This is a genomic window from Wolbachia endosymbiont of Nasonia vitripennis, assembly GCF_048054115.1.
In the GTDB taxonomy this organism is placed as follows: domain Bacteria; phylum Pseudomonadota; class Alphaproteobacteria; order Rickettsiales; family Anaplasmataceae; genus Wolbachia.
Genome location: NZ_JAFEVF010000046.1, coordinates 1 through 5,196, shown reverse-complemented (window position 1 = coordinate 5,196; position 5,196 = coordinate 1). Strand labels below are relative to the sequence as shown.

4 protein-coding genes are annotated in these 5,196 nt (G+C 33.1%); 2 read left to right on the top strand and 2 right to left on the bottom strand.

Translation table 11 applies throughout. The features are described 5' to 3' along the window. Window positions 1-114: 114 nt before the first annotated feature. Complete coding sequence (locus JR053_RS04845) at window positions 115-630, bottom strand: ankyrin repeat domain-containing protein (protein WP_416603734.1); 516 nt, start codon at window positions 628-630, stop codon at window positions 115-117. A gap of 78 nt (window positions 631-708) precedes the next feature. Then, on the bottom strand, window positions 709-1,863 hold the full coding sequence (locus tag JR053_RS04840) for a Bcr/CflA family efflux MFS transporter (RefSeq protein ID WP_010404826.1): 1,155 nt from the start codon (window positions 1,861-1,863) through the stop codon (window positions 709-711). Between the two features lie 149 nt (window positions 1,864-2,012). Between JR053_RS04840 and ubiE the strand changes: the two genes are divergently transcribed. Beyond that, a complete protein-coding gene (gene ubiE / locus JR053_RS04835; protein WP_010404829.1) occupies window positions 2,013-2,711 on the top strand; it encodes a bifunctional demethylmenaquinone methyltransferase/2-methoxy-6-polyprenyl-1,4-benzoquinol methylase UbiE in 699 nt (232 codons plus the stop codon). Window positions 2,712-2,892: 181 nt separating this feature from the next. Next, complete coding sequence (locus JR053_RS04830) at window positions 2,893-4,593, top strand: ABC transporter ATP-binding protein (protein WP_029237665.1); 1,701 nt, start codon at window positions 2,893-2,895, stop codon at window positions 4,591-4,593. Window positions 4,594-5,196: the final 603 nt, after the last annotated feature.

The following is a 5,196-nucleotide window of genomic DNA, read 5'->3' as shown; positions in this document are numbered from 1 at the left end:
GCAAGTTCTAGCAATCCCAACTTTGGTTTTAGTATTTTTTCTTGTGTTGTATTCATATCTGACACTCCTTTCCTTTAAAACTTGTCTATATTTTTATCTTACTTTGTTTGCTTGTCAGATCAAGTCTAAACTATTACATTTGAGCTTAGCATTAGCATGCCGATCCCAATCCCAATAATTATTTACCTCATCTTGATTTGATATATCATGGTAGCACATTTCAACAGCCAAATGTAAAGGAGTCTGTCCTTTATCATTTTTTGTATTAACATTTGCTTCTTTCTTTAATAGGTCTTCTACTGCTTTCAAGTCGCCAAGTCTGGCAGCCAGATGTAGAGAAACCTTACAATACTCAGCTTTTACTTCTTCGTATTTATTTAACACGTGGCGTTCTCGAGAAGAGTCATAAGCAATAAAATCTGCTCCATTATCTAATAGAACTTTTGCTATATCAGAATGATTATTTTTAACAGCCCAATATAGAGAATTACCTTGAGATCCATCATATGCATTAACATCAGCTTCTTCAATTATTAGGCGCTTTGCTTCATTAAGATCACCTCTTTTAGCAGCATCAAGTAAAGCAGCATCAAGTAAAGCAGCATCTATATTTCTGATTGAATAATTCATTTAACACTTCTCTATAAAATTGCATTACCATAGTAAGGTAGTTAATAATTCATGAACTCTTGGTTGTAGAAATAATGATTATCCTTCGTGTTTTTCAGTGTATTTAAGTAAACTATATATAAGAATTGCAATTATAGAACATACAACTGTTAATAGTAAATTTGGTAAAATGCCATAAGAAAAGAATTTTCCTACTATGTATATTCCAACAGCCCCAAACATCATATTGCAAAATGAGAGAACTGCACTACCAAGCCCTATACTTTTGACCGTTTCTAAAGCAGAAGTTACGTTATTGCTGATTACGAGTGCAAGTCCTATATTGCTTGGAATCCAAAGAACTTGAAGAATAAGTACGTTCAATTTGTTCATGAAATAAAAATATACCAATAAACCATCAGATATTATTGGTAATACCAAACCTATGATTAGCATCTTGCTCACTCCTATTTTTGGTACGTACCTTCTGTTAATTAAAGTGCCGATTACGTAAAATATAACTATGATTGATATGAGATAGCCAAAATATTGTACTTCAATACCCATTGATTCAAATATGAACGGATAGTTAGCAATGTATGCCCAAAGCCACATGAAAGTTAATCCATGAATGGCTGAAAACCCAAGGAAACGATAATTCCTGAATATTGATATATATTGCTTGAAGATATTGATGGCTATGTTGGTTTGATTTTTATTTACAGTGAGCGTTTCTTGCAGCTTCAAGTAAATAAAAATGAGCATAACAATTGCTGCAAATGATATGATAAAAAACAAAAATTTCCAACTATATCCATGTGAAATCATATAACTGCCTATTACTGGAGCTATTCCAGGTGAAAGCGCTACTACCATATTTAACTTTGAGATTACTCTTGAGTATTCACTACCTGAGTACATATCTCTGATTGCTGCATATCCGACAACGCCTGCAACACCAGCTCCAGCTCCTTGTATAAACCGGATTAATATTAAAAGTATAATATTATCAGCTATGCAACATACAATACTTGCCAAAGTAAAAATTGTCATACCAATCAGCATTATTAGGCGCCTACCATAATAGTCTGACAGTGGGCCATAAATTAATCCAGATATTGCAACTCCTACTAAATTTAAACTGATCGTAAGCTGCGCTATATTACCTTTCACCTTAAAATAGTTGGCAATACTTGGCAATGCAACTGAGTATAAGTCTGTTGCCATATCAACAACTGCTACAGATAATATCATAATAAGAGAGATGATATTTTGTGAAAAAGCTGTCGACACTAATGATTTACTGGATTAAATATGTTTAATTGTAGTATATTTTTCTCATTAGTATATTAATTTAACTGCTAAAGTTTAAAATAATTATGTAAGCAATCTCTATATAAAATATGGATAAATCACAACTAGTTAAAGAGGTTTTCGATTCTGTAGCAAATTGCTACGACATCATGAATGATATAATGAGTCTTGGAATGCACAGGCTATGGAAAGAGAAGATGGTAAGTAGTGTGCATTTTAAAAAGAACTCCAAGGTTTTGGATATTGCTGGAGGAACCGGAGATATAGCTATAAGAATAGCAAGAGGTGAACCAAGTGCTCAAGTTACAGTATGTGATATAAATCAAAACATGCTGGACAAAGGGCGTGATAAAGCAATAAATTCAAATCAGCTAAATTTCAATTGGGTATGTGCAAATGCAGAGAGCTTACCATTTGAAGATTCTGAATTTGATTATTATACAGTAGCTTTTGGTATTCGAAACTTTTCTGACCGTAAAAAGGCTTTAAGTGAAGCATATAGGGTATTGAAGCAAAATGGACAATTTGTCTGCTTGGAATTTGCCCCTATGCATTATCAAAATGAGATATTCACCAAATTTTATGACTTATACTCATTTAAAGTAATTCCTAAAATTGGTAGCATAGTTGCTAAAGATAATGGTTCTTATGAATATTTAGTGAAAAGCATCAGAGAATTTCCAACTCAAACTAATTTTAAAATGGAAATTGAAGAGATAGGCTTTAAGAATGTTGAGTTCTATAATATGAGCTATGGAATAGTAGCATTACATATTGGAACAAAATGAATATTAAACTCTGGTCTATTCAGTAGTTTTTTTGCTAACTTTCTGTAATTTCGCAGCGTTTTTTCTTCAGTAGAAATCAAGCTAAAGTTTCTTGAACGTATTGCTCTAACGAAGTACACTGTAAACTAATATTGTAACTTTTTCCTGAAGCTAAAATCTATATAATTAACTTAAAAATAAAATGCGATCTAACATTAAGCAGTTATTTTATTATATAAAACCTAATCTACATTATTTTACCGTAGCTTTTATTGCAGTTCTATTTTCAGCTTTAACGATTCTTCTTTTTGGTAGGGGCTTAAGCAACATAATTGATTCTGGCGCAGAGCATAACTTTACTACCAAGCTCGTAGTTTCAATACTGATAGTTTTAGGCATTTCTTTCACTGCATTTATTCGGTTATATTTCATTGGCATTGGCAGCGAGAAAGTTATCGCAAGAATCAGATACGACTTATATAGCAGTATTACTGACTTGCAACCAAGTTTCTTTGAGAATACAGGCGTACAAGATGTTATCTCAGCACTCATTACTGATACCTCTGCATTGCAATCGATAATAAACAGCAGCTTATTGACAATATTGAGGAATGCAGTGGTACTAACTGGTAGTGTTGCAATGCTGTTATACACAAATCTACATTTAACCGCATATGCAGCTGCAATAATACCCATACTGCTCATTATCATGACTTCACTTGGAAAAAAAGTTCGCAATTATGCACGCTTTGCTCAGGATAAATTAAGTGAGCTTGCATCATTTAGTGAGGAAAATTTTAGATCTATAGTAACCATTAAATCATTTGTACTAGAAGAAAATGAAAAAATTCGTTTTCAGAAACATCTAAACTCAGTATCAAAATCATACGTAAAATTAGTACTCTTGCGTGCTATTTTAGTAACTCTAGTTATCACGTGTGTGATAGGTTCGCTAGTTATTTTGCTTTTTTTTGGAATAAAAGAAGTCTTAAGCAATAATATAACTATTGGAGAACTCTCCTCATTTGTGTTTTATTCAGCGCTTGCGGCAGGAGCTATAAATAATTTGAGCGATAATATCAGTGATTTACAACGAGGTCTTGGAATAGTAGAGCGTTTGTTTGAGTTTACGAACATGAAAAGCTCTATAGTAAATGGCGAAAATCCTATAAGAATTAATAGTATTCAAAAAGAAATTGCGTTTAACGATGTAACATTTTTTTATGCTGATAAGCCAGCATTAAATAACGTATCATTTTCTATAGAGGCAGGCCAATCAGTATCAATTGTTGGACCATCTGGCAGTGGCAAGAGCACCATTTTAAAGCTTCTGCTCCGTTTTCACGATCCAAGTGAAGGCAGTATTACTATCGATGGACAGAATATTAAGACAATTGCGCTAAATGATCTAAGATCGCTGTTTGGCTTAGTACCACAAGATCACATGATATTTTCTTGCTCAATAATGGAAAATATACTATACGGCAAACCGGGTGCTGAATATGAGGAAGTCAGGCAAGCAGCTATCAGTGCTTATGCGATGGAATTTATTGATAAGCTGCCGGATAAGTTTGATACATTTGTAGGAAAAAGAGGACTAAAGCTTTCCGAAGGACAAAAGCAACGTATTATAATAGCAAGAGCAATACTGAAAAATCCTCAGGTTTTAATACTGGATGAAGCAACCTCTGCCCTTGATTATAAAAGTGAGAACCTCGTGCAAAAAGCACTGAGCAAATTAATGCAAAACAGAACAACAATCATAATCACACACAGGCTATCAACCGCACTCAAAACTGACAAGATTATAGTGATTAATTGCGGGAAAGTAGAAGAAGTAGGAACTCATGATTCTCTAATGAGTAAAGATGGGCTGTATGCAAAATTGGCGAAGATAGGGTAGAAATTTAAATCATAATGTTGTTAACATGCTAGATTTAGCAATCAAGTTATGAAATCTTTAATTATTTTAAAGTACAATAATATCATAGTATTTTTCAAAGGATTATTATGGTTTATAATTACAGTAATTTACCAAAATTGCCATTTACGGCTTATAATTTACCAGCAGCTTTACCAGTACCAGTATCGAACTGTGCACAAGCTTGTACACCTCCATTTGTACCTTGTGCTACTAATTCCTGCCATAATTATTTTAACTCGCATCACAAGGATTATGACACATGTCATAATCCTTGTGATGAATTTGGTTTTTTTTATTAGAAGATTGTTTTTAAACAATTCATAAACGCACGTGCTGCCATCTAAGAGCACATGGTCTACCATGTGCTTCACATTTTGCTTAAAAATATAATAAGCAGGTGCTTGATTTTCATTTGCAGCGACATAGCAGTTCTACCAAAATTTATTTGTAATAGTTTAGACTTGATCTGACAGGCATGAATTAACTGACAGAAGAATTAACAAAGTCAAAACCAAAATCAGCATCCTGTTTAATGCTATCAATATTTTTCTGATAAGCAATATGCATACTATCAAAAAAGGT